Source organism: Galbitalea sp. SE-J8, assembly GCF_030345695.1.
Lineage (GTDB): Bacteria > Actinomycetota > Actinomycetes > Actinomycetales > Microbacteriaceae > JAUASV01.
This window is the reverse complement of sequence record NZ_JAUASV010000012.1, coordinates 48,173-69,465: the sequence shown is the minus strand read 5'-3', so window position 1 is coordinate 69,465 and position 21,293 is coordinate 48,173. Positions and strand designations below refer to the sequence as shown.

The 21,293-nt window shown below is 70.9% G+C and carries 24 protein-coding genes and 4 tRNA genes; 4 read left to right on the top strand and 24 right to left on the bottom strand.

Annotated features, from left to right (window positions below; translation table 11 throughout):
• Window positions 1-36: 36 nt before the first annotated feature.
• From QT381_RS09510 to QT381_RS09475, 8 genes are all read right to left on the bottom strand, one after another.
• The gene (locus QT381_RS09510; protein ID WP_289248683.1) at window positions 37-360 is read right to left on the bottom strand and encodes a rhodanese-like domain-containing protein; all 324 of its coding nucleotides are present in this window, start codon (window positions 358-360) and stop codon (window positions 37-39) included.
• Window positions 357-1,364, bottom strand: a complete 1,008-nt coding sequence (secF, locus tag QT381_RS09505) for a protein translocase subunit SecF (RefSeq protein WP_289248682.1) — start codon at window positions 1,362-1,364, stop codon at window positions 357-359. The genes QT381_RS09510 and secF overlap by 4 nt, the downstream gene beginning before the upstream one ends.
• Window positions 1,364-3,079: a protein translocase subunit SecD gene (gene secD / locus QT381_RS09500; RefSeq protein ID WP_289248681.1), complete on the bottom strand. Its 1,716-nt coding sequence runs from the start codon at window positions 3,077-3,079 to the stop codon at window positions 1,364-1,366. Before secD ends, secF begins: the two co-directional genes overlap by 1 nt.
• 82 nt (window positions 3,080-3,161) lie before the next feature.
• Window positions 3,162-3,647: a preprotein translocase subunit YajC gene (gene yajC / locus QT381_RS09495; protein ID WP_289248680.1), complete on the bottom strand. Its 486-nt coding sequence runs from the start codon at window positions 3,645-3,647 to the stop codon at window positions 3,162-3,164.
• A 72-nt stretch (window positions 3,648-3,719) separates the two neighbouring features.
• On the bottom strand, window positions 3,720-4,742 hold the full coding sequence (ruvB, locus tag QT381_RS09490) for a Holliday junction branch migration DNA helicase RuvB (protein WP_289248679.1): 1,023 nt from the start codon (window positions 4,740-4,742) through the stop codon (window positions 3,720-3,722).
• Entirely contained in the window at window positions 4,739-5,347 is a 609-nt protein-coding gene (gene ruvA, locus QT381_RS09485; protein WP_289248678.1) for a Holliday junction branch migration protein RuvA, read from the bottom strand. Before ruvA ends, ruvB begins: the two co-directional genes overlap by 4 nt.
• Window positions 5,344-5,916, bottom strand: a complete 573-nt coding sequence (gene ruvC, locus QT381_RS09480) for a crossover junction endodeoxyribonuclease RuvC (protein ID WP_289248677.1) — start codon at window positions 5,914-5,916, stop codon at window positions 5,344-5,346. Before ruvC ends, ruvA begins: the two co-directional genes overlap by 4 nt.
• A gap of 67 nt (window positions 5,917-5,983) precedes the next feature.
• Window positions 5,984-6,745, bottom strand: coding sequence for a YebC/PmpR family DNA-binding transcriptional regulator (locus QT381_RS09475; protein ID WP_289248676.1), 762 nt, complete (start codon window positions 6,743-6,745; stop codon window positions 5,984-5,986).
• Window positions 6,746-6,784: 39 nt separating this feature from the next.
• On the opposite strand from QT381_RS09475, the gene QT381_RS09470 reads away from it, so the two are divergent.
• On the top strand, window positions 6,785-7,228 hold the full coding sequence (locus QT381_RS09470) for a hypothetical protein (protein WP_289248674.1): 444 nt from the start codon (window positions 6,785-6,787) through the stop codon (window positions 7,226-7,228).
• 8 nt (window positions 7,229-7,236) lie between these two features.
• Here the strand turns inward: QT381_RS09470 and pdxT are convergent, their stop codons facing one another.
• Window positions 7,237-7,842 (bottom strand): pyridoxal 5'-phosphate synthase glutaminase subunit PdxT, encoded by a 606-nt coding sequence (gene pdxT / locus QT381_RS09465; protein WP_502877500.1) that lies wholly within the window; start codon window positions 7,840-7,842, stop codon window positions 7,237-7,239.
• A gap of 7 nt (window positions 7,843-7,849) precedes the next feature.
• Window positions 7,850-8,743 (bottom strand): pyridoxal 5'-phosphate synthase lyase subunit PdxS, encoded by an 894-nt coding sequence (gene pdxS / locus QT381_RS09460; RefSeq protein ID WP_289248672.1) that lies wholly within the window; start codon window positions 8,741-8,743, stop codon window positions 7,850-7,852.
• 72 nt (window positions 8,744-8,815) lie between these two features.
• Here pdxS and pdxY point away from each other — a divergent pair, with 72 nt between their 5' ends.
• Window positions 8,816-9,667, top strand: coding sequence for a pyridoxal kinase PdxY (gene pdxY / locus QT381_RS09455; protein ID WP_289248671.1), 852 nt, complete (start codon window positions 8,816-8,818; stop codon window positions 9,665-9,667).
• A gap of 65 nt (window positions 9,668-9,732) precedes the next feature.
• Here the strand turns inward: pdxY and QT381_RS09450 are convergent, their stop codons facing one another.
• The 9 genes from QT381_RS09450 to QT381_RS09410 form a co-directional block, all read right to left on the bottom strand.
• The gene (locus tag QT381_RS09450; RefSeq protein ID WP_289248669.1) at window positions 9,733-11,394 is read right to left on the bottom strand and encodes an HNH endonuclease signature motif containing protein; all 1,662 of its coding nucleotides are present in this window, start codon (window positions 11,392-11,394) and stop codon (window positions 9,733-9,735) included.
• A 167-nt stretch (window positions 11,395-11,561) separates the two neighbouring features.
• Window positions 11,562-12,137: an HIT family protein gene (locus QT381_RS09445; protein WP_289248667.1), complete on the bottom strand. Its 576-nt coding sequence runs from the start codon at window positions 12,135-12,137 to the stop codon at window positions 11,562-11,564.
• Between the two features lie 22 nt (window positions 12,138-12,159).
• Window positions 12,160-14,112, bottom strand: coding sequence for a threonine--tRNA ligase (gene thrS, locus QT381_RS09440; protein WP_289248666.1), 1,953 nt, complete (start codon window positions 14,110-14,112; stop codon window positions 12,160-12,162).
• 483 nt (window positions 14,113-14,595) lie between these two features.
• Entirely contained in the window at window positions 14,596-15,171 is a 576-nt protein-coding gene (locus QT381_RS09435; protein ID WP_289248664.1) for a type II toxin-antitoxin system RelE/ParE family toxin, read from the bottom strand.
• Window positions 15,168-15,437, bottom strand: coding sequence for a hypothetical protein (locus QT381_RS09430; protein WP_289248662.1), 270 nt, complete (start codon window positions 15,435-15,437; stop codon window positions 15,168-15,170). Before QT381_RS09430 ends, QT381_RS09435 begins: the two co-directional genes overlap by 4 nt.
• A gap of 72 nt (window positions 15,438-15,509) precedes the next feature.
• Window positions 15,510-16,316, bottom strand: a complete 807-nt coding sequence (locus QT381_RS09425) for a hypothetical protein (RefSeq protein ID WP_289248661.1) — start codon at window positions 16,314-16,316, stop codon at window positions 15,510-15,512.
• 307 nt (window positions 16,317-16,623) lie between these two features.
• Window positions 16,624-16,698 (bottom strand) — tRNA-Val (locus QT381_RS09420).
• Window positions 16,699-16,728: 30 nt separating this feature from the next.
• Window positions 16,729-16,802, bottom strand: a tRNA-Cys gene (locus tag QT381_RS09415).
• Between the two features lie 34 nt (window positions 16,803-16,836).
• A tRNA-Gly gene (locus QT381_RS09410) sits at window positions 16,837-16,909 on the bottom strand.
• A 143-nt stretch (window positions 16,910-17,052) separates the two neighbouring features.
• On the opposite strand from QT381_RS09410, the gene QT381_RS09405 reads away from it, so the two are divergent.
• A tRNA-Val gene (locus QT381_RS09405) sits at window positions 17,053-17,125 on the top strand.
• Window positions 17,126-17,285: 160 nt separating this feature from the next.
• Here the strand turns inward: QT381_RS09405 and QT381_RS09400 are convergent.
• Window positions 17,286-17,582 (bottom strand): hypothetical protein, encoded by a 297-nt coding sequence (locus QT381_RS09400; RefSeq protein WP_289248660.1) that lies wholly within the window; start codon window positions 17,580-17,582, stop codon window positions 17,286-17,288.
• A 407-nt stretch (window positions 17,583-17,989) separates the two neighbouring features.
• On the opposite strand from QT381_RS09400, the gene QT381_RS09395 reads away from it, so the two are divergent.
• Window positions 17,990-18,349, top strand: a complete 360-nt coding sequence (locus QT381_RS09395; protein ID WP_289248659.1) for a helix-turn-helix domain-containing protein — start codon at window positions 17,990-17,992, stop codon at window positions 18,347-18,349.
• A gap of 7 nt (window positions 18,350-18,356) precedes the next feature.
• On the opposite strand, the gene QT381_RS09390 is transcribed toward QT381_RS09395, so the two are convergent.
• The 4 genes from QT381_RS09390 to QT381_RS09375 form a co-directional block, all read right to left on the bottom strand.
• On the bottom strand, window positions 18,357-18,944 hold the full coding sequence (locus QT381_RS09390; protein WP_289248658.1) for a ClpP family protease: 588 nt from the start codon (window positions 18,942-18,944) through the stop codon (window positions 18,357-18,359).
• The gene (locus tag QT381_RS09385) at window positions 18,941-19,570 is read right to left on the bottom strand and encodes a ClpP family protease (protein WP_289248657.1); all 630 of its coding nucleotides are present in this window, start codon (window positions 19,568-19,570) and stop codon (window positions 18,941-18,943) included. The genes QT381_RS09390 and QT381_RS09385 overlap by 4 nt, the downstream gene beginning before the upstream one ends.
• Before the next feature lie 209 nt (window positions 19,571-19,779).
• Window positions 19,780-20,793 carry an aldo/keto reductase gene (locus QT381_RS09380; RefSeq protein WP_289248656.1) on the bottom strand — a complete coding sequence of 338 codons (1,014 nt, stop codon included), beginning with the start codon at window positions 20,791-20,793 and terminating at the stop codon, window positions 19,780-19,782.
• Window positions 20,790-21,275, bottom strand: a complete 486-nt coding sequence (locus QT381_RS09375; RefSeq protein ID WP_289248655.1) for a MerR family transcriptional regulator — start codon at window positions 21,273-21,275, stop codon at window positions 20,790-20,792. The genes QT381_RS09380 and QT381_RS09375 overlap by 4 nt, the downstream gene beginning before the upstream one ends.
• Between the last annotated feature and the right edge of the window lie 18 nt (window positions 21,276-21,293).

Here is a 21,293-nt window from a genome sequence, read left to right as displayed (position 1 = left end):
CCGTCGGTCTCGGTCAGACGATTCTACGGGCGCGGATCAGGCCGCGCCGACGACGGTCGGGCCGCCGGCCGCGCGCCAGGCCGACATCCCGCCCGCCACGTTGACCACGTCGAGGCCCCGCTCGGCGAGGGCCGCCGCGACGCGCGCCGACCGGCCGCCGGAGTGGCAGACGATGTAGAGGGTCTCGTCGTCGGGCAGCTCGTCGAGGTGGGCGGCGAGCTCCGACATCGGCACGAGCGTCGCCTCGGGGGCGTGGAACGTCGTCCACTCGTCGCGCTCGCGCACGTCGATGAGCCGAGCGCCGGATGCGACGAGGCCGATCGCCTCCGCCGCGGTCACCTCGCGCAGCTCGTCGCTCACTTCGCCACCGCCTCGACGGGCGCCTTCGCGGCGGCGGCGCGCTGGGTGAGCAGCCGTTCGGTGCGCTTCTTGATCGCCGGCTCGTTCTGCCGCAGGTGGGCGTACACCGGGGCGCCGATGAAGATCGTCGAGTAGGTGCCGATCACGATGCCGACGAAGAGCGAGAGCGCGATGTCGCGCAGCGTGCCCGCGCCGAGGATCGCGGCGCCGATGAACAGGATCGCGGCGACCGGCAGGGCGGCGACGACTCCCGTGTTGATCGAGCGCACGAGGGTCTGGTTGACCGCGAGGTTGACCGACTCGCCGAACGTGCGCGAGGCGCCCGGGCCGTCCTCCGACGTGTTCTCGCGGATCTTGTCGAACACGACGACCGTGTCGTAGAGCGAGTAGCCGAGGATGGTCAGGAAGCCGATCACCGCCGACGGCGTGATCTCGAAGCCGAGCGCGCCGTACACGCCGGCCGTGATGATCATGTCGTGCACGAGCGAGATGATCGCGGCGAGCGACATCTTCCAGGTGCGGAAGTACAGGCCCATGAGCACGGCCGCGATCACGAGGAACACGACGAGCGCGCGGACGGCGGCATCCGTGATGTCCGCGCCCCAGACCGGCCCGATGTACGAGGCGTCGACGTCCTTGGTGTGGAACGCCGTGCCGAGCGCCGCGGCGACCTGGTCGGAGACGTCCTTCGACTTCAGGATCTCGGTCTGCACGCGCATGCCGTCGGTGCCGACCTGGGTGACCTTCACGGTCGTATCGGGAACGATCTCGTGCACCGTGTCGGTCGCGAGGCTCTCGCTCTGGCTCGTGACGTGGTTGACCTGGAACTGCGAGCCGCCGACGAACTCGATGCCGAACACGAACCCGCCGCGCAGGATCGGCAGCAGGATGCTCAGCCCGATGAGCACGCCCGCGATGATGTACCACCACGTCCGGCGACCGACGAAGTCGTACGACCGGGCGCCCGTGTAGAGGTCGTTGCCGAATTTGGCGAAGCTGGCCATCAGGACTCCTTGCCGTCGTTGGCCGACGTGGGATCGATCCCGGCCTTGCGCTCGGCGATCGTCTGGCGGCGCTCCGCCTCGCGCGCGGCGCCCGCGCGGCCCGAGGCGCGCGGGTCGCGGAACTGCGCCCGGCCGCGGTAGACCGCGCCGAGCGCGTTCGGGTCGAGACCGGTGATCGGATGCCCGCTCGAGAAGAACCGGGTCGACGCGAGCAGCTGCAGCACCGGATGCGTGAACAGCACGACGACGAGCACGTCGATGATCGTGGTGACGCCGAGCGTGAGCGCGAAGCCCTTCACGTTGCCGACCGCGAGCACGAACAGGATGACCGCGGAGAGCAGGTTGACGCTCTTGGCCGCGAAGATCGTGCGCAGGGCGCGCTTCCAGCCCGCCTCGACCGCGCCCACGAGCGCCCTGCCGTCCCGCAGCTCGTCACGTATTCGCTCGAAGTACACGATGAACGAGTCGGCGGTCAGGCCGATGCTGACGATGAGGCCCGCGACGCCGGCGAGCGAGAGCCGATAGCCCTGGCGCCAGCCCAGGATCAGGATGACGAAGTACGTGATCGCGGCCACGACGACGAGCGACGCGATGGTCACGGTGCCGAGCAGCCGGTACTGGAACAGCGAGTAGATGATCACGAGCAGCAGGCCGATCGCACCCGCGATGAGACCGCTCTGCAGCTGGGTCGAGCCGAGGGTCGATGTGATCTTGTCTTGGCTCTGCACCTGGAAGCTGATCGGCAGCGCGCCGTACTTGAGCTGGTCGGCGAGCGCCTTCGACGACTCCTCCGTGAACGAGCCGGTGATCTGCGGCTTGCCGTCCGTGATGACGGCGTTGGTCGACGGGGCCGAGATGACGCGACCGTCGAGCACGATGGCGAAGCGGTTGCGCGTCGGATCGGTGTTGAGGTAGCCGTAGAGCCGGGTCGTGACCTTCGAGAACTCCTTGGCGCCCTCCGAGTCGAAGACGATGTTGACCGCCCAGGTGCCCGTCGACGCGCCGGTCTGGGTCGTCACGACGCCGTTCGAGGCGTCGGCGATGCGCTCGCCGGACACCTCCACCGGGCCGAGCACGTACTTCTCGGAGCCCGAGGGGTCGCACGTCACGATCGGCTGCTTCGGATCGGCCGTGTTGAGCGCGACCGGGTCGATCGTCGAGCAGTCGAAGGAGTCGTACTGCGCCTGCAGCGCGGGCGTCACGTAGGACGGGTCGCTCGCATCCGTGGGGGTCGCGGTCGGGGTGGTCGAGAGCGACTCGCTCGGCGACGGGCTCGGCGACGCGGTCGAGCCGTCGCCGCCCACCGAGCTCGTGGCCGGATCGCCCGCGACGAGCACCGGCCGGAACTCGAGCTTCGCGCTCGCCTCGATCTGGCTGAGCTGCGTCTCGCTGGGGTTGCCCGGCAGCGAGACGACGATGTTGTTGCCCGAGGTGTTGATCTCCGACTCGGAGACGCCCGTGGCGTCGACGCGCTGACGGATGATGGCCACGGCCTGGTCGAGCTGCTCCTGCGTCGCGGCGGCGCCGCCCTCGACCTGCGGGGCCAGGATGAGCTCGGTGCCGCCCTGAAGGTCGAGCGCGAGCTTCGGCGCCCACGTCGACTCCTGGGGAACGAGCACGCCGTAGGCGTTCACGCCCGCGAGAACCGCGATGATGGCGGCCAGCCAGATGAGGCTCCGCCAGGCCTTTCTGACCGGAGTGGATCGTGCTGCCACCGGAACTCAGCTTTCTCGTCGCGTGCGTCGGCGGCCGTGCGCGACGGCCGCCGAGGGAGGGGGAAAAGGAGCGGGGTCGCGCCTAGGAGGCGTCGCCGTCGGTCGCGGGCTTCTTCGTCGTGCGCCGCGCGGGCTTCTTCGCCGCGGCAGCGGCATCCGTCGCCGGCTCCGACTCGGTGCGCTCGCCGAACGCGGGCTCGGCGTCGAGCGACGCGGCCGCGGCGGCCTCGCGCTCCTCGGCCTCGCGGTTCGCGATGGCCATCGCCTCCTCGACGCTGCGCGGCGCGCCCTCGGGCGCGTCGTCGCTGCTCACGACCTTCGACAGCGTCTGCTTGTGCACCTTGACGGCGGTGCCGGGCGCGATCTCGAGCGTCGCCGTGTTCGCGACGTCGTCGAGCTCGATGATCGTGCCGTAGAGCCCGAAGCTCGTCATGATCTCGGCGCCGGGCACCATCTGGGTCTGGATCTTCTCGGCGTCCGCCTTGCGCTTGCGGCTGTTGCGGAACACGAAGAAGACGAGCACCGCCAGCACGACGAGCATGATGATGGTGGTGGGGTCGAAGGGCACGACAAGAACCTCTGGTCTCGAGAATGAAGGGCCGCGCAGCTCGACGTGAGAGCGCCTGACGGCCACCTGGGACTATAGCCCATCGTCGAACAGGGTCCCTGACGATCGCGCGATGCCGAAGTGCGCCCAGGCCGAGCGCGTGGCGACGCGTCCGCGGGGCGTGCGGGTGAGCATCCCGATGCGCACGAGGAACGGCTCGACGACGGATTCGATCGTGTCCGCCTCCTCGCCGACCGAGACCGCGAGCGTCGAGAGCCCCACCGGACCGCCGTCGAACCGCTCGAGCACGATCGACATCACGGCGCGGTCGAGCCGGTCGAGGCCGAGGTCGTCGACGTCGTAGAGCTCGAGCGCGGCCCGCACGGCGTCGACGCCGGAGATGCGGTGCACGACCGAGTAGTCGCGCACGCGCCGCAGCAGGCGGTTCGCGATGCGCGGGGTGCCGCGGCTGCGCCGGGCGATCTCGGTGAGCGCCGTCGCGTCGACCTCGAGGCCGAGCAGGCCGGCGGCGCGCGCGAGCACGCGCTCGAGCTCCTCGACCTCGTAGAACTCGAGGTGCGCCGTGAAGCCGAAGCGGTCGCGCAGCGGGTTGGGCAGCAGGCCCGCGCGCGTCGTGGCGCCGACCATCGTGAACGGCGCGAGGTCGAGCGGCACGGAGGTCGCCCCGGCGCCCTTGCCGACCATGATGTCGATGCGGAAGTCCTCCATCGCGAGGTAGAGCATCTCCTCCGCGCTGCGCGCCATGCGGTGGATCTCGTCGATGAACAGCACCTCGCCCGGCGTGAGGCTCGAGAGCAGCGCCGCGAGGTCGCCCGCGTGCTGGATCGCGGGGCCGCTCGACATGCGCAGCGGCTTGCCGGTCTCGTGGGCCACGATCATCGCGAGGGTCGTCTTGCCGAGTCCCGGCGGGCCCGCGAGCAGGATGTGGTCGGGCGTGCGCTGCTGCAGCTCGGCCGCGTCGAGCAGCAGCTGCAGCTGGCCGCGCACCCGGGACTGCCCGACGAACTCGGCGAGACGCGTGGGGCGCAGCGCGCCCTCGAACGCGAGCTCCGCCTCGGACTCGGGCGCCGGGCTCACGAGGTCGTGGTCGCTCACGGGGCCACGCCCGCGGGGCCGAGCAGGGCGAGCGCGCGCCGCAGCAGTGCCGGAACGGATGCGGCATCCGCCGGTCCGGCGTCGGCGAGGGCGTCCGCGACGGCCTCGACCGCCACCCGCTCGGGCCAGCCGAGACCCGTGAGCGCGACGACCACGTCGTCGCCGACCGATGCGCGCGCGGCGGGTGCGGCGGGCGCCGGGGCGATCGCGACGAGCTTGCCCTGCAGCGACACGGCGATGAGTCGCGCGGTCTTCGGGCCGATGCCGCTGACCTTGCGGAACGCGCCGTCGTCCTCGCTCGCGACCGCACGCGCCACCTCGTCGGGCGTCATGGCCGCGAGCACGCCGAGGGCGCTCTTCGGGCCGACGCCCGAGACGCCGCGCAGCAGGTCGAACACGGCGAGCTCGTCGGGTGTCGCGAACCCGAACAGGCTGAGGTCGTCCTCGCGCACGATGAGCGCGGTGTGCACGCGCGCCTCCGAGCCGATCCGCAGGGTGAGGGCGTGCGCGGGCGTGACCTGCACGGCGAGGCCCACTCCCCCGACCTCGATGACGACGCTCGAACCGACCGCGGCGAGCACCGTGCCGCGCACCGACGAGATCATGCGCCCACCCTACGAGCGGGGCCCGACCGCTCGGCCGCGCGCCACGCGCGCTGGGCGGGGGTGAGGGCGCCGTCCGCGATCGCGGGCGCTGTCGGCGACCCCGAGCGCCACGCGCTGCACAGCGCGAGCGCGAGCGCGTCGGCCGCGTCCGCCGGCGTCGGCACGGCGTCGAGCCCGAGGATGCGGGCGACCATGGCGCCGACCTGGCGCTTGTCGGCCGAGCCGTAGCCCGTGACGGCGGCCTTCACCTCGCTCGGCGTGTGCAGCGACACGGGCAGCCCGCGCGCGGCGGCCGCGTGCATCGCGATGCCGCTGGCCTGCGCAGTGCCCATCACGGTGCGCACGTTGTGCTGCGCGAACATCCGCTCGACCGCGACGGCGTGCGGCGCGTGCTCGTCGAGCGCGAGCGCGATGCCCTCGGCGATCGCGAGCAGGCGGCGCTCGAGCGGCAGCTGCGCGGGAGTGCGGATGACGCCCACGTGCACGAGGCGCGCGCGGCGGTCCGGGTCGACGTCGACGACGCCGACGCCGCACCGGGTGAGACCGGGGTCGATACCGAGCACGCGCATGCCCGCGAGCCTACCCGCGGTTTCGTACATCCGTTCGAATCCGGCGCGGCGCGTCGGCCGTCCGGCGTCAGTCGTCCTCGTCGAGCTCCGCGCGCACGTCGGCGGGAAGGTCGAAGTTGGCGTAGACGTTCTGCACGTCGTCGCTGTCCTCGAGCGCGTCGATGAGCCGGAAGATCTTGCGCGCGGTGTCCGCGTCGACCTCGACCTGCAGGTTCGGCACGAACTCGGCCTCGGCCGAGTCGTAGTCGATGCCCGCGGTCTGCAGCGCCGAGCGGGCCGCGACGAGCTCCGAGGGGTCGGTGATGATCTCGAATCCGCCGCCCTGGTCGACGACGTCCTCGACGCCCGCGTCCATGACCGCCTCGAGGATGGCATCCTCCGTGACCCCGTCGCCCTTCGTCACCGAGATGACGCCCTTGCGGCTGAAGTTGTACGCGACGCTGCCCGGGTCGGCGAGGGTGCCGCCGTTGCGCGACATCGCGGTGCGCACCTCGGCCGCGGCCCGGTTGCGGTTGTCGGTGAGGCACTCGATGTAGAGCGCGACGCCGTTCGGGCCGTAGCCCTCGTACATGATCGTGGCGTAGTCGATGGTCTCGCCCGTGAGACCCGCGCCGCGCTTGATGGCACGGTCGATGTTGTCGTTCGGCACCGAGGTCTTCTTGGCCTTCTGCACCGCGTCGACGAGGGTCGGGTTGCCCGACAGGTCGGCGCCGCCGATCTTCGCGGCGACCTCGATGTTCTTGATGAGCTTGGCGAACGACTTCGCACGACGCTGGTCGATGACCGCCTTCTTGTGCTTCGTCGTCGCCCATTTGGAGTGGCCTGACATGCGCACCATCGTACCGGCGCGCGTCGCTAGGCTCGGCGCGTGCCCGCCGTCGCCCCGTCCCCGCACTGGTTCCGCGTCGGCTATCTGGCGAACGCCCTGCGCCGTTGCGCGGACGAGATCCGCTGCGACCTGGCCACGATCTCCGTGCGCCGCGCGGTCACGCTGTTCGAGCTGTTCGACCTGCGCTACCGGCCCCAGCACGTCGCCCGTGCGGATGACCGCACCGAGTGGGCGGTGACCACGGATGCCCCGCAGGGCGCGTTCGTCGTCACCGGCATCCGCGAGGTCGTGCGCCAGGACACGGGCCGGTCGGACGCGGTGGAGCTGCAGCTCATGCTGCGCGCCTCGCCGGCGCGCACGGCCCTCGGCAGCTACCGCCTCTCGGGGGCGCAGAGCGTGCGGGGCGACCGCGCCTTCGAGCTCGCGGCCGACGCGCCGGTGCTCGCGGTCTTCCTCGACGGGAAGCGCATCGGGGCGCGCTGAGCGGGCGATCAGGCGGCGGCGCGCGCCTTCTCGAGGAAATAGTCGTGGAAGCGCAGGTCGTCGGCGATCTCCGGGTGGAACGACGTGCCGATGAGCCCGCCCTGCTCCACCGCCACCATGCGGCCGTCGGGCAGCGAGACGAGAGGCGTGACCGACTCCGCCGCCGACTCGACGACGGGTGCACGGATGAAGACGGCGTGCGTGGGCGGGTCGCCGAACGCGGGCACGGGAAGGTCGGCCTCGAACGAGTCGAGCTGGCCGCCGAACGCGTTGCGGCGCACGGCGACGTCGAGCCCGCCGAAGGTCTGCTGGCCGGCGATCCCGTCGAGCAGCCGGTCGGCGAGCATGATGAGCCCGGCGCACGTGCCGTAGACCGGCATGCCCGCGGCGATGCGGGCCGTCACGGGCTCCGCGACCCCGAAGGCGCGCGACAGCTTGTCCATCACGCTCGACTCCCCGCCCGGGATGACGAGGCCGGCCACCGTGTCGAGCTCGCTGGCGCGGCGCACCGGCACGGCATCCGCTCCGAGACCCCGCAGCACCGCGAGGTGCTCGCGGAAGTCGCCCTGGAGCGCGAGCACCCCGACGCGCACCGCGCCCTTCGATCGGCTCAGGGGTCCGTCACCAGCCCCGCTCGGCGAGGCGGTGCGGAGCGGCGAGGTCGGCGACGTTGATGCCGACCATGGCCTCGCCGAGTCCGCGGGACGCCTCGGCGATGACCCGCGGGTCGTCGTAGAACGTGGTCGCCTTGACGATCGCCGCAGCGCGCTTGGCGGGGTCGCCCGACTTGAAGATGCCCGAGCCGACGAAGACGCCGTCGGCGCCGAGCTGCATCATGAGCGCGGCATCCGCCGGGGTCGCCACGCCGCCCGCGGTGAACAGCACGACGGGGAGCCTGCCGGTCTCGGCGACCTCGACGACGAGGTCGTAGGGCGCCTGCAGCTCCTTGGCGGCCACGTAGAGCTCGTCCCTGCTCTTCGACGCGAGCGCGCGCAGCTCTCCGTTGATGGTGCGGATGTGCTTGGTCGCCTCCGACACGTCGCCCGTGCCGGCCTCACCCTTGGAGCGGATCATCGCCGCGCCCTCGGTGATCCGGCGCAGCGCCTCCCCCAGGTTCGTCGCGCCGCAGACGAACGGCACGGTGAAGCCCCACTTGTCGATGTGGTTGACGTAGTCGGCGGGCGAGAGCACCTCGGACTCGTCGATGTAGTCGACGCCGAGCGCCTCGAGCACCTGCGCTTCGACGAAGTGGCCGATGCGCGCCTTCGCCATCACCGGGATCGAGACGGCGCTCACGATCGCGTCGATGAGGTCGGGGTCGCTCATGCGCGCGACCCCGCCCTGGGCACGGATGTCGGCGGGCACCCGCTCGAGCGCCATCACGGCGGTGGCGCCCGCATCCTCGGCGATCCTGGCCTGGTCGGCGGTGACGACGTCCATGATGACGCCGCCCTTGAGCATGTCGGCCAGGCCGCGCTTGACTCGGGTGGTGCCGGTGGCCGTGCTGTCGCTCATGGTCGGAATCCTAGGCGGTTGCCATCGGCGTGACGTGCCGCGGGGTGCCGTCGGCGATGCCAGGATCGACGGATGAGCATCCTCTCGATCCAGTCCGCCGTCGCCTACGGACACGTCGGAAACTCGGCCGCGGTGTTCCCCCTGCAGCGCATCGGCGTCGAGGTGATGCCCGTCTACACGGTGAACTTCTCGAACCACACCGGGTACGGCGCGTGGGGCGGTCCGCTCATCGCGCCCGACGACGTGCGCGCGGTGATCGACGGGGTCGAGGCGCGCGGGGCGTTCCCGGGCGTGGACGCCGTGCTGTCCGGATACCAGGGCGGTGAGGGCATCGCCGACGTCATCATCGAGACGGTCGCGCGGGTGAAGGCGGCCAACCCGTCCGCGATCTACGCGTGCGACCCGGTGATGGGCAACGCCATCTCGGGATGCTTCGTCGCGCCCGCCATCCCGGTGCTGATGCGCGAACGCGTCGTGCCGGTCGCCGACCTGATCACCCCGAACCAGTTCGAGCTCGGCTTCCTCACCGGCACCGAGCCGGCCGATCTCGCGTCGACGCTCGACGCGGTGGACGCGGTCCGCGCCCTCGGGCCGCGGATCGTGCTCGTCACGAGCGTCGTGCGCCCGGAGGCCGAGGACGACACGATCGAGATGCTCGCGGTCGACGACCGCGGAGCGTGGATCGTGCAGACGCCGCGGCTCCCCGTGAAGGCGAACGGGTCGGGTGACGTCACGGCCGCGCTGTTCACGGCGCACTACCTGCGCACCGAGGATGCGGCCGACGCGCTCGCCCGCACCGTCTCGAGCGTCTTCGACCTGCTCTCGATGACGTATGCGGCCCGGGCGCGCGAGCTCATGCTCGTCGAGGCGCAGGAGTTCTACGCCCGTCCCCGCATGCAGTTCGCGGTGAAGCGGGTGCGCTGACTGGCGGAGTCACGTGCGCAGAGTCACGCGCGCTGGGTCACGCGCGCTGGGTCACGTGAGCTGGGTCACGTGCGCTGCGGCGTGTCGGTCGGTGCGCGCGGGGTGGTGGTTCGGTGCCGGGATGTGCTCGGCGGGGTGTGGCGGGGTCGTCCGAGGGGGTGTCCCATGGGTTGGGGTCGTCGGTCGGGGTCGATCCACGGCGCGGGGATGAGGTGGGGGCGTCCGTCGATGAGGCGGATGGCGAAGTGTCCGCGGTGGACGTCGCGGTGGTGTTTGGGGCAGAGCAGGATGCCGTTGGTGATATCGGTGGCGCCGTGGTGTGCTTTCCACCAGAGGATGTGGTGCACTTCGGTCCAGGATGCGGGTGCGGTGCAGCCGGGGACGGCGCATCCGCCGTCGCGGATCGCGATGACGCGGCGTTGGCGGGTGGTGAAGAGGCGGTAACGGCGACCTTCGTCGAGGGGGTTGCCCTGACCGTCGAGGGTGAGGATGCGCAGGCCGGCGTCGCAGACGGCTTGGGCGATCATGCTCGCGGGTGCGGTCTCGTCGACCTCGGCCATCCGTCCCGTGCCGACCAGTCCCGTGCCGACCAGCCCGCCCCTGCCCGCGAACGTGCCGCCCGCGAGGGTGTCGGCTCCGAGAGCGCCGCCCCCGAACGCGCCGCCCGCGATTGTGTCGTTGGTGGTGTGGTGGAGGAGTTCAGTGGCGGTGATGGTGGCGAGCACGGTGGTGAGGGGACGCATCTGGCCGGGTTCGGTGCCGGTCGCACGGGTGCCGGCGGTGAGCAGGCCCATCAGCACGTCGTGTTGTTTCTGTTCGCGGGTGCGCGGATCCAGCCGCCGTGCTACCTCGTGCCCGCGCCCCGACCCCCGTTCCCGCTCGGACGCCCGGGCTCGCTCGTTCTGGTCGGGGGACGTGATGGTGATGCCTGCGGCGGTGGGTGTGGTGAGGCAGTCGTCCTCGGACAGGAACCGGGGTGTCGCGTCGGGAGAGAGCGCTTCGGCGAAGTTCGCCCGGAGCAGGGCGGCGAGTTCCGGGGCGAGGCGGCCGGTGATCGGGGTGAGGCCGTGGTGTTCCCGGCCGAGGGTGAGGCTGCGGCGTCTGTGGATGTCGTCGGCGCGGGGCTCGATCCCGTCCGGGTCGAGCACGTCGCGCCAGACCCGGGATTCGAGCGCGAGATAGTCGGCGGGGTTGCTGGTCGCGGAGGCGGTCAGTTCGGCCTCGCAGCCCTCCAGGGCGGTCAGCGACGCGGGACCACGGCGCGCCTGGGTCAGGCACCGGTCGATGGTCAGAGCCGAATCGATCCCGACCCGGCCCGCGGTGACCGCTCCGGCGAGGTGTTCCCGCGCCGGCGGCAGCACCTGGTCCGGGGCGGCATCCCCGGGGAAGGGGGTGCGGGGCCGGATCGCTGCCCCGACCCGGACCCGATCGCCCGCGGTCGCGCCCGAGACCCGGGCGAGTTGCGCGATCAGGGACGCGGCACGGGTCTGCCCGAACCGGCGCGCCAGCGAGTCCGGGTCGTCGGAACGCGCATCGGCTTCCCCCGCGAGCAGGCACCGGAACGCGTCGACCAGGCGGCCGAGCTCCTCGAAATCGCCGATCATCGCGACCAGCTCCCGGTCGGTGTACCCGGCGACGGGCTCCTCGACCAGGGCACGCACCGCATCCCGGGCAGCCTCCACACCGGCTACCCGCGACGCGTGCCGCGCACCCAGGTTCGAATACATGTTCTAATTCTCGGCCCCACCACCGACACCCGCACCAGATATCCACAACCCACCCGCCCTCGCGGACACGCCCTCACAGACACGCCTTCACAGACAGCGGCCACCGCACCGGGGTACGACGACATGACCAGCAGCGTCGGTGGCGGACCGGGAGTGCGGGCGGCCGCTCAGTCGGCCGGCCAGGCGTCGGCGAACTGCTGGCGAACGTCGCCGAGCAGCCGCGGGATCGCCTTGGTGCCGCCGATGATCGGCAGGAAGTTCGCGTCCGCGGGCCAGCGCGGCACGATGTGCTGGTGCAGGTGCGCGGCGATGCCGGCGCCCGCGACGGCGCCCTGGTTCATGCCGATGTTGAAGCCGTGCGCGGACGACGCCGCGGTCGCGACGCGCATCGCGACCTGGGTGAGACGTGCGATCTCGGCGACCTCCGCATCCGTGGCGAGATCGTAGGTGGCGACGTGCCGGTACGGGCAGACCAGCATGTGGCCGCTGTTGTAGGGGAACAGGTTGAGCAGCACGTAGGCGAGCTCGCCGCGGTGCACGATGAGCGCCTGCTCGTCGGAGAGCGTCGGCGCGACGCAGAACGCGCACGCCTCCGGATGCTGCGACGGCGCGGATCCCGCGTGGTTCGACTCGATGTAGGCGATCCGGTACGGCGTCCACAGTCGCTGGAACGCGTCGGGCACGGCGGCGAAGGAGTCCGGCGACTCGACGTCGCCGTACTCCTCCCCGTCGTAGTCCCTCACGAGCGCCGGCCCCGCATCCGGGTCAGACCTGCGCCTTCGTCGCGATGGCGTCGAGGATGCGCTGCGTCGCCTCGGCGATCGGCACGCCGTTGTCCTGGTGGCCGTCGCGGTAGCGGAAGCTGACCGCGCCGTTCGCCCGGTCCTCCTCGCCGGCGATGAGCACGAAGGGCACTTTCGACGTGGCCGCGTTGCGGATCTTCTTCGGCATCCGGTCGCTCGAGGCGTCGAGCTCGACGCGCACGCCCTGCCGCTTGAGGTCCGCGAGGATGCCGTCGAGGTAGTCGGCGTACTGCTCGGCGACGGGGATGCCGACGACCTGCACGGGACTCAGCCAGACCGGGAACGCGCCCGCGTAGTGCTCGAGCAGGATCGCGAAGAACCGCTCGATCGAGCCGAGCAGCGCGCGGTGGATCATCACCGGACGCTTGCGCGTGCCGTCGGCCGCCGTGTACTCGAGCTCGAACAGCTCGGGCTGGTTGAAGTCGAGCTGCACGGTCGACAGCTGCCAGGTGCGTCCGATCGCGTCGCGCGCCTGCACGGAGATCTTCGGGCCGTAGAAGGCCGCGCCGCCCGGGTCGGGCACGAGCTCGAGGCCCGAGTCGACGGCGACCTCGCGCAGCGTCTCGGTCGCGATCTCCCACTGCTCGTCGCTGCCGACGGACTTGTCGGGATCGCGCGTCGACAGCTCGAGGTAGAAGTCGCTCAGCCCGTATCCGCGGAGCGTCTCGAAGACGAACTCGAGCTGGCGCTTGATCTCGTCCTTGGTCTGCTCCTCGGTGACGTAGATGTGCGCGTCGTCCTGCGTGAGGCCGCGCACGCGCGTGAGCCCCGACAGCACCCCCGACTTCTCGTAGCGGTACACCGTGCCGAACTCCGCGAGCCGCAGCGGCAGCTCGCGGTAGCTCCGCCCGCGTGCCCGGAAGATCAGGTTGTGCATCGGGCAGTTCATGGGCTTGAGGTAGTAGTCCTGGCCCTGCCTCGTGACGTTGCCCTCGGCATCCGTCTCCTCGTCGAGGTGCATGGGCGGGAACATGCCGTCCGCGTACCAGTTGAGGTGCTGGCTGATCTCGTAGAGGCGCGCCTTCGTGATGTGCGGCGTGTTGACGACCTCGTAGTCGTGCGCGATGAGCCGCTCGCGCATGTAGTCCTCGATCTCCTTGCGGATGATGCCGCCCTTGGGGTGGAACACCGCGAGCCCCGAGCCGATCTCATCGGGGAAGGAGAACAGGTCGAGCTCGGTGCCGAGCTTGCGGTGGTCGCGCTTGGCGGCCTCCTCGAGGCGCGTCGTGTAGGTGCGAAGCTCGTCCTTCGTCGGCCAGGCCGTGCCGTAGATGCGCTGCAGCTGCTTGTTCTTCTCGCTCCCCCGCCAGTACGCGGCGGCGGAGCGCATGAGCTTGTAGCCGCCGTTCAGCGCCCCCGTGTTGGGCACGTGCGGGCCGCGGCAGAGGTCCTTCCAGGCGACCTCGCCGTCACGCGCGATGTTGTCGTAGATCGTGAGCTCGGCGCCGCCGACCTCGACGTTCTCGTCGCCGTCGTCATCCGTCGATCCGCCCTTGAGCCCGATCAGCTCGAGCTTGTAGGGCTCGCCCGCGAGCTCGGCGCGCGCCTCGTCCTCCGTGACGACGCGGCGCGAGAAGCGCTGCCCGGAACGGATGATGCGGTCCATCTCCTTCTCGACGGCCCTGAGGTCGTCGGGGGTGAACGGCGTCTCGACGTCGAAGTCGTAGTAGAAGCCGTCGGTGATGGGCGGACCGATCCCGAGCTTCGCCTCCGGATTGATGCGCTGCACCGCCTGCGCCATGACGTGCGCTGTCGAGTGGCGCAGGATGTTCAGCCCGTCCGGGCTCGACGCCTCGACCGGCTCGACGGCGTCCGTGGTCGTGACCGTCGTCGCCTTGTCCTTCAGTTCGCCGTTCACGCGGATCGCGATCACGGACCGATCGGGAAAGAGCTCGAAGCCGGTCTGGTCAGTCACCCGTACGACTTTAGTGGCGGGCGGATGCCGCTTCCGCCGGCCGGGCGACCGGGGGCACGACGTCCTGCTTGCCCTGCTCGCGAACTCGGGCGCACGGCAGGACGCGTTGCCGACAAGCGAAACCCGCTCACCGCAGTCGAACCGATGAGCGCCGCAACGCCCGTCCCGCCCGCCGTGCGCGCGGGTGACCGCCCCACATCCGGTGGGCCCCACTCACCGTCACGCGAACCGGTGGCCGACCGTGGAGTGAAGAGCGGACGCGTCAGCGTTCGCGCGAGATCGCGGGTCACTGGCAGCTTCGTGGTGGGCGATACTGGGATCGAACCAGTGACCTCTTCCGTGTCAGGGCATTCAGGGGGCGAGTTCCCCTGACTCTTAGGGGCCTCGGGGCGTCTCTCAGACCCCTGAATTCGTCCTCGGGGTGATCTTGGGGTGAGCGGTCAGAGGTCTTTGAGGCGGCTTCGCCAGTACCCTCGACACGGCTCACCTGAATGCTCCCCCGATCATGTCGTCGAGGTCCTTCGAGATGCTGAGCGCGTGCTCACGCAGAGACTCACGGTTCGGCTCGAATCCCGCAGCGCTGATCTTCGCAACGAGTTCGGCGAGCACGTCGTCCACGGGCTGGCCCGTCATGCGCTCGTTGACCTCGCGGAAAATAGCGCGGGCCCTCTCGTTGGCGTCCTCCTGGATGCGCGCCCATCCTGGGCTGCTCATGACGTGGGCCCGCAGGTTCATCGCCTCGTGGAGCAAGCGGATGACCTGAACCAGGTTGCCGACCTGGCGGTAGATCACGAAGTGTCGAGGGTTGGCGATTCTCCGCACGCCCTGGCTGACCTCATCCCGGCTGGATATCAAGTGCAGGCTGCGGACTCCGTGCCCGAGGTCGGTGCGGTCGTGCGATCCGGCGCGATTCGGGTCGTCCACGATGCTGAGGATCGCAGCGTCGATGAGTGCTTCATAGCCGTCGCGGATCGCTGCGCCGAACTGTGTGGTCGACCATTCGAGGATGTCATCGATGTCCGCCTCAGCTTCCGGGGCGAGGTCGAGCTCGAACGTCACGCGGTCTTGGCGTCGGCGCGCTCGGTCGCCAACCGTCCGCGCTCTCGCAGGTAGTCCCGCAGACCACCTGCCGGGATGCGGATGCCCTGGCCAGCGTCGAGGCTGGCGATCCCGGCGTCGACGGCGGCTCGGAGCGCAGCGAGCCGGGTTTCGTCCGAGACGTCCGCGGTGCCGAGCGTGGCGAGGAGTTCCTGCGCGACCTCGGCCCGCTCGGCGCGCGGGAGCGCCTTGGCGGCGTCGAGCACTTCGGCGGCTGTCGGGGTCATGCGTGGATTCTACGGCGGCGAACCGCATCGGCCGGCGTCCGACGCGCCTCATGCACGGCTCAGCGTGTCGGACTACAGGCCGGGAGCGTCGCGCTCCGGCCCCGTCCTGCCGTGGTCGCTCGACGGCCGGAACCGACCGAGCTGCGCGGCGCGTGCCTCGCGCGCGGCCCGGGCGCGCTCGGCGATTTCCCGTTCGGCCCGGGCTCGGGCGGCGAGTTCGCGGACATACTGGACGGCCTCGGTGACCGGCAGGGCCTCGATCTGCGCGAGGTCGCGCCGGGCCTGCTCCGCGCGGGCACGCAACCCGGCCGCACGGGTGCGGGCGGTGCTCGGGGTCGCGGAGCCGAGCACCTTCCGGCGCAGGACGGTGGACTCGCGCAGGTGCCGCTCGGCCAGGCTGCCTCGTTCACGGTGGGCCTGCTCCGCCTCCTGCCGCGTCTCGGTCACGCGCGGGTCGGCGTCGGCTTGCTTCCCGGCGACCGTCTCGGCCCACGGCTTCAGGCCGCCCGCGCCGGTCGGCAGGCTGCCCCAGCGTCGCCGCACTGCGTCCTCCGTCGCGCGGTGCTCGTCTACGGCCTCGGTCGCCGCGCGGCCGGCGGCACGCCTCCTGAGTCGCCCGGCGCTGCCACGGGCAGTCTGCGCCTCCCACATTCGCTCCCGGCCGGTGAGGTAGGCGATGCCATCAGCGGTGGCCCACCCGATCAGCGGGGCCGCGACCTCGGCGCGCACCCGCGTGGCGCGGGCGTCCGCGGCGGCGACCGCGTCCTGCTGCTCGTCGGACTCGGCGCGGTGCGTGTCACGCTGCCGGTCGAGCGCGGTGATCGCCTGCTCCCACTTCTCGGCTTCCCGGTCGGCGCGGTCCCGCTCGAGCGCGGTCACGAACTGCTCCCGTGCGTCGTCCACGTCGGCCGCGACGACGTGCAGCCGATTCGTCTCCTGGCCTCGGGTCATGCCGACGTAGACGCCGGAGGCGTCGAGCGCGTCGGACAGGACCGTGTGCGAGGCGGGCACCGTCGAGCCCTGAACACCACGCCGGCGCGCACACGCTCGTCACGGATGCGCTCGTTCAGTTCGCGCGCCTCTGTCGTTGGTCGCGGTCGTGATCGCGTCTCCGTCGCGCGCGTCGCGGGCGATCGCTCCCTGCACCGCCTCGGAGTCCTCGTGGAGCACCACGAGTCCGAGGAAGTGGTGGGCGATACTGGGATCGAACCAGTGACCTCTTCCGTGTCAGGGAAGCGCGCTACCGCTGCGCCAATCGCCCAGATGGATGCTCGGTTCGGTGGTCCGAGCCTGGAGGTGAAGACGGGATTCGAACCCGTGTAGACGGCTTTGCAGGCCGCTGCCTAGCCACTCGGCCACTCCACCATCAGTGAGTTCCCGTGGAACGGGAACCCCTTCGAGCGGATGACGAGACTCGAACTCGCGACCCCAACCTTGGCAAGGTTGTGCGCTACCAACTGCGCTACATCCGCACTCCGCATCTCTGCGGCTCTAAGAACATAGCCGATCGTCGAGCACCGCGCCAATCGATGACGCAGGCGCGTGTCGCCTCGCCGCCCGGTCCGTCGTGGTCCCGGCGGGCCTCCCCCATCCGCTACGATCGTTCCTGCAACACGGGCGATTGGCGCAGTTGGTAGCGCGCTTCCTTCACACGGAAGAGGTCATCAGTTCGAGTCTGGTATCGCCCACAGCAGGGAACCCCCGGTGATGCCGGAGATTCAGCGTGCGGTGGCCTACCGGCTGAGGCTGCGCCCGTTACTCGGAGCGCCGCCACGCGCGGAGCGAGCACTGACGCCACTGAGGTCATTGACGCCACCGAGGTCATTGACGCCACTGAGGTCGGAGAGGTCAGGCCATGGGCGCGGGGCGCCCGTGTCTCGGGTCGATCACGGCGGCGATCCGGTCGGCGGCGACCTCCGCACCCGGGAACTGAGCGCGTCGTCTGCGGCCGGTCGCGGCCGCCCGGGCGTTGAGTTCGTCATCGGCGAGGATCTCCTGGACGGCATCCCGGATTGTCGCTGGACTGGCCGACTTCGGCAGCCAGCGGCCCAACCCGGCGGCCTGGATCACGTCACCGATGAGGCGCTGATCGGCGGTCGGGTTGATCGACAGCGCGGCGACGATGCGCCGGTACACCGGCAGCATGCCCGGCCAGCCGGATGAGCTGAGCGCGACGAGAACACGTGGGCGCGCACCGCGGTCCAGTGGTTCGGAGCCGATCTCGGTCGACCACGGTCGGCGATGAGCGCGCTCGCGCTCTCCGGGGTCTTCCGGCTCGTCATCAGCCGCATGAGCGCACCGAGCTGACGTGGCCCCAGTTCGCCCGCCTCCGGGCGGATGCCTCGCCGATGCCAGTGTCGCAGGATGCGGTGGCGCGAGCGAGAGTCAGTGTCGTGGGTCAGGTCGTGGGTCAAGTCCCGCGCTAGAGACCTGCGCCGCCCACCTCGGACACACGCCGACGTGGCAGCCCGACCCAACTGGAGTCCGCTGAGACCGTTCTGCCCTGAGCAGAAAACCCCGGATGCGCCCGGGGTGCCGATCTAGCATCAGGCATGGCCGAATCGAGTGCGCGTCTTCGCCTGGTGTCCAACGAGACCCCGAAGGAGCGGGATCGTCCGGAGCGGGAGCCGCTGTGGCGGCACATGCTCGGCGCTCACCTCCGCATCCTGCGCCATGATCGCGATGAGACTCTGACCGAGACGGCTCGACGTGCCGGCGTCTCGACGCAGTACCTCTCGGAGATCGAGCGGGGGATCAAGGAGCCGTCGAGCGAGGTGATCGCCGCCGTCGCGGATGCGCTCGGTGTGACGCTGCTGGACCTGACCGTCGCCGTCGCGGACGACCTTCGTGCGGCGCAGGCCGGGCCCGCGCAGAACGCGAGTTGCGCGACGGCGTTCGCTCTCGCGGCCTGACCGCGGGCTACCGCTGCTCGATGACCTGGTCGATCAGGCCGTACTCCATCGCGCCGCGCGCGGTGAAGATGCGGTCGTGATCGGTGTCCGCGCGGAGCGTCTCGACGGTTTGCCGGGTGTGCCGGGACAGGATCGCCTCAAGGTCCGAGCGGATGCGGACGACCTCGTCGGCTTGGAGGATCAGGTCGGGGATGGTCCCGCGGCCCTGAGCCGCCGGCTGATGCAGGACGATGCGGGTGTGCGGAAGCGCCGCACGCTTTCCGTCGGCGCCGGAGGCCAGCAGGACCGCGCCCACCGCGACGGCCTGGCCGACGCAGGTCGTCGCCACCGGGGAACGGATGAAGCGGATGGTGTCGTAGATCGCGAGCATGGCGCTCGGGTCGCCGCCTTCGCAGTTGATGTAGAGCTGGATGTCGCGCTCGGCGTTGTCGGCCTCCAAGTAGAGGAACTGTGCGATCAGCGCGTTCGCCACTCCCGCGTCGATGGCGGTGCCGAGGTAGACGATCCGCTCGGTCAGCAGGTGCGAGTAGACGTCCATGATGCGCTCCCCGCGCGCATCCCGCGCGATGACGTTGGGAATCGTGTACGTGCTCATCGCGCCGCCTCCTCGGTCTCGGTCCGGAACCCTGCTCGATCGCGGGCGCGAGGCACAACCTCCTCGAACCGCTGCACGATCGCATCGATGAACCCGTACTCCTTCGCCTGCTCGGCGGTGTACCAGTGGTCGTGCAGGGAGTCCTCGAATACCCGCTCGATCGGCTGCCCGGTGTCTTCGGCGATGAGCCCGAGCACGGTGTCCCGGGTGTGCCGGAGGTCGTCGGCCTGCAACTCGATATCGACGGCCGCTCCGCCGATCCCCGCCGAGCCCTGATGCATGAGCACGCGGGCATGCGGCAGCGCGCGCCGCTTGCCCGGAGTGCCGGACGACAGCAGGAACTGCCCGGCGCTGTACGCGATGCCCATCACGAGCGTCGAGACATCGCACGGGACGAGGCGCATGACGTCCCTGATCGCCAGCATCGCCGGCACCGACCCGCCCGGCGAGTGGATCCACAGGGCGATGTCCGTCACCGCATCCTCGGCGGCGAGACCGAGAATCGAGGTTGCCAAGAGCGTCCCGTTGTCGTCGTCCAACGGTCCGTCGAGCACGAGGACCCGCTGCTCGTAGAGTTCCCGACGGGCGCGATCGTTGAACTGCGGCATTCCTGGTGCGTCACTCATGGTCCCACCATCGCCCACGTCCGCCACCGGGCGGCCACAATCTGCCAGCGGCAGAACTGCCCTCAGCAGAACGCCGTCGCACCCGCGGCAACACCGCCAAGCGCGCCGACCGGTGCAATGACGGCGACCTGGCCCGTGAGCAGGCCGAGGATCATGCCTCTCGTTGCTCCGAGCGCCCGTCGACGCTCCAGACGACGCCGGCAGCAGGCCTACCGGTCGGTGCTCTCGCGCGAGTCGCTCGTCCAGTTCGGGTCGTCGAAGTCCGATCGCTGGCCGACGACCGACGCGGACAGTGCGTTGAGCACGCGCAGGTCGTCGGCGGTCAGCGCAATCGACGCGGCGGAGGCGTTCTCCGTGATGCGCTCGGGGCGACGGGTGCCGGGGATCGGGACGACCGGCAGGCCGAGGCGGTCGCCCGCCGCGTACAGCCAGGCGAGCGCGATCTGGGCAGCCGTCGCGCCGTGGTCGGCGGCGATCCCGGTCAGCGCCGTGACGACGGCCTGGTTGGTCGCGAAGGCGTCACCGGTGAACCGGGTGAGGCCCGCCCGCCAGTCGCCCGCGAACGTCGCGGGGTCGCTCAGCGCGCCGGTGAGGAATCCGCGCCCCAGCGGCGAGTAGGGCACGAAACCGATGCCGAGGCGGGCGGCCGTCGGCGCGACGGAGCGCTCCACGTCGCGACTCCACACCGACCATTCGCTCTGCACCGCGGCGATCGGATGCACGCGGTGCGCGGCCTCCAACTCATCCGCGGTCACCTCGGACAGGCCGAGGTGCCGGACCTTGCCCGCGGCCACGAGCTCGCTCATCGCGCCGACGGTGTCTTCGATGGGCACCGTGACGTCGCGGCGGTGCAGGTAGTAGAGGTCGATCGTGTCGACGCCGAGCCGCCCGAGACTGGCCTCGGCGGCCGCGCGCACGTAGGCGGGGTCGTTGCGAGCGCGCATGGTCTTCGCCGCGATCGAGCCGGTGATCCCGAACTTGGTGGCGATCGTCATGTAGTCCCGGCGGCGCCCAGCCACCTCGCCGACCGTGCGCTCGCTGTCGCCGTCGCCGTAGATGTCCGCGGTATCGATGAGCGTCACGCCGGCGTCGAGGGCGTGGTTCAGCGCCCTCAGGTTCTCCGCGAGCGTGCTGGAGCCGTACACGCCGGTCAGGGCCATCGCGCCGAAGCCGAGCCGGCTGACGGTCAGTCCGTCGCCGAGGTGGGTGGTCGGCAGGCTCATCGCAGGCTCCCGTTCGTCGTGACCGAGCGCTGCACGGATGCGACCCCACCCGACACGGGTCGGCCGTCGCAGTCCAGACCGGCGTCGATCAGGTAGCGGTAGTGGGTCACCTTCTCCTCGAGCGACGCCAGGTGCTGATCGAGCTCCGCCTGGCGGCGACGGATGCGATCACGGTGCGCTTCCAAGATCGCCAGGCGGCGCGCGTGCGTCGCCGCGCCGCCGGCGACCAGGCGGGAGAACTCGCGCATCTCATCCGTCGGCATCCCGCTCTCGCGCAGCTTCGCGAGCGTCTCGACCAGGGCCGCGTCCCTGCGCGTGTAGCGCCGGCGACGGTCCGACCCCCGACGCACCGCGGGCAGGAGGCCTTCCCGTTCGTACCACCTCAGGGTGTCCTGGCTGAGTCCGCTCAGGCGCGCGACCTCGGCGATGCCCAGGCTGGCGTCCGTGTCGTCCAGCACCTCGAATTCGACCTGCATGCTCATGCCGCAACGCTAGGTCCT

Bases quoted from the DNA above. Each gene is read 5' to 3' on its own strand.
- secF (WP_289248682.1), bottom strand. From the start codon at position 1,364: ATGGCCAGCTTCGCCAAATTCGGCAACGACCTCTACACGGGCGCCCGG.
- ruvA (WP_289248678.1), bottom strand. From the start codon at position 5,347: ATGATCTCGTCGGTGCGCGGCACGGTGCTCGCCGCGGTCGGTTCGAGC.
- ruvC (WP_289248677.1), bottom strand. From the start codon at position 5,916: ATGCGCGTGCTCGGTATCGACCCCGGTCTCACCCGGTGCGGCGTCGGC.
- QT381_RS09475 (WP_289248676.1), bottom strand. From the start codon at position 6,745: ATGTCAGGCCACTCCAAATGGGCGACGACGAAGCACAAGAAGGCGGTC.
- pdxS (WP_289248672.1), bottom strand. From the start codon at position 8,743: ATGAGCGACAGCACGGCCACCGGCACCACCCGAGTCAAGCGCGGCCTG.
- pdxY (WP_289248671.1), top strand. From the start codon at position 8,816: ATGAGCATCCTCTCGATCCAGTCCGCCGTCGCCTACGGACACGTCGGA.
- QT381_RS09450 (WP_289248669.1), bottom strand. From the start codon at position 11,394: ATGTATTCGAACCTGGGTGCGCGGCACGCGTCGCGGGTAGCCGGTGTG.
- QT381_RS09430 (WP_289248662.1), bottom strand. From the start codon at position 15,437: ATGACCCCGACAGCCGCCGAAGTGCTCGACGCCGCCAAGGCGCTCCCG.
- QT381_RS09400 (WP_289248660.1), bottom strand. From the start codon at position 17,582: ATGCTGCCGGTGTACCGGCGCATCGTCGCCGCGCTGTCGATCAACCCG.
- QT381_RS09395 (WP_289248659.1), top strand. From the start codon at position 17,990: ATGGCCGAATCGAGTGCGCGTCTTCGCCTGGTGTCCAACGAGACCCCG.
- QT381_RS09390 (WP_289248658.1), bottom strand. From the start codon at position 18,944: ATGAGCACGTACACGATTCCCAACGTCATCGCGCGGGATGCGCGCGGG.
- QT381_RS09385 (WP_289248657.1), bottom strand. From the start codon at position 19,570: ATGAGTGACGCACCAGGAATGCCGCAGTTCAACGATCGCGCCCGTCGG.
- QT381_RS09380 (WP_289248656.1), bottom strand. From the start codon at position 20,793: ATGAGCCTGCCGACCACCCACCTCGGCGACGGACTGACCGTCAGCCGG.
- QT381_RS09375 (WP_289248655.1), bottom strand. From the start codon at position 21,275: ATGAGCATGCAGGTCGAATTCGAGGTGCTGGACGACACGGACGCCAGC.